Below are 974 nucleotides of genomic sequence, written 5' to 3' on the forward strand. Positions count from 1 at the left end.
CGTCATTTGGATTTATAGACAAATTGACGCGTATGTTTACAAGTGTAGATACTATAGAGAAGTATAATCAACTTTACGACAAATACGCGAGTAAAGAATATACTGGCTTTACGCATTTTAATAAGCTAAGCCAAGCACAAGAATTTGTATACAGCCGTGGCCATCATAAGATGCCTTCCAAATTTGATCCTGTATTGCATCGTCACGTATTCGTTATTTTATGTGGACGCTTTGTGAATTTATTGCGGGGTGAGTATAATGAAGAAATGTCATGGGCAATGCTACCCAATGTAATAAGTCGTTTACGTTATGAACATAATTGGAGTGAAAGAGATTTTATGTGGGCATACAACGAATCCAATAACAGCAAAAATCCAATGATTTATTATGCAAAAAAATTTCTTAGTAATTCGACTGGAACTGGCATTAGCCCCAAAACACAAATGATAGTTGTAGTATCTGACGTGAGCACCGGTGATTATGAAAACACTAAACAAGTCGCTAGATTTTGCAGAGACTTACCAACGATATATGATATAATGAAACCGTAATAGAGATTGTCATTTACGATCAAAATGTTTCTGAAGCACATTAAGAGTAACGCGTAATGAATTCACAAGATGTGGTAACATTTGATCTTCTATAACGAGATACTGTAACGCTGCATAAAGGTTATATTGTCTATAGAGGCATTGGGCTTCTTTTAGTGCCTCTTGCGTGTTGATAAACTTCTCTGTTGCAAATGCTACCCATTTATCTCTTGCCTTATCATCTGAAGATGACGGCATTTCGTCATAAATTGCATTAGGCAAGCCTTTTGCACAAAGGTAATCGTTTCTTATCTGTAGATATTGCTGGGCGGCATCATATTGCTCTTGTGTAAGCACGCCTTGTAAACAAAGCCGCCCTATGTAAGACCCAGAAAGTGGATTTTTTGCCTCCTGTAGCGTTAAACCGAAGCGCTTTGCACGCAT

The 974-nt window shown here is 37.6% G+C and carries 2 protein-coding genes; one reads left to right on the top strand and one right to left on the bottom strand.

Going from position 1 to position 974, the window contains the following annotated elements; translation table 11 throughout:
* Nucleotides 1–551 (top strand): hypothetical protein (locus tag ACFIKG_RS09460; protein WP_375643842.1); only part of this gene is annotated, 551 nt, incomplete at its 5' end.
* Between the two features lie 9 nt (nucleotides 552–560).
* Here the strand turns inward: ACFIKG_RS09460 and ACFIKG_RS09465 are convergent.
* A partial coding sequence (locus ACFIKG_RS09465) for a hypothetical protein (RefSeq protein ID WP_375652217.1) occupies nucleotides 561–974 on the bottom strand: 414 nt, incomplete at its 5' end.

It is taken from the genome of Bartonella sp. LB28NMGDW (assembly GCF_042194435.1).
Taxonomy (GTDB): domain Bacteria; phylum Pseudomonadota; class Alphaproteobacteria; order Rhizobiales; family Rhizobiaceae; genus Bartonella; species Bartonella grahamii.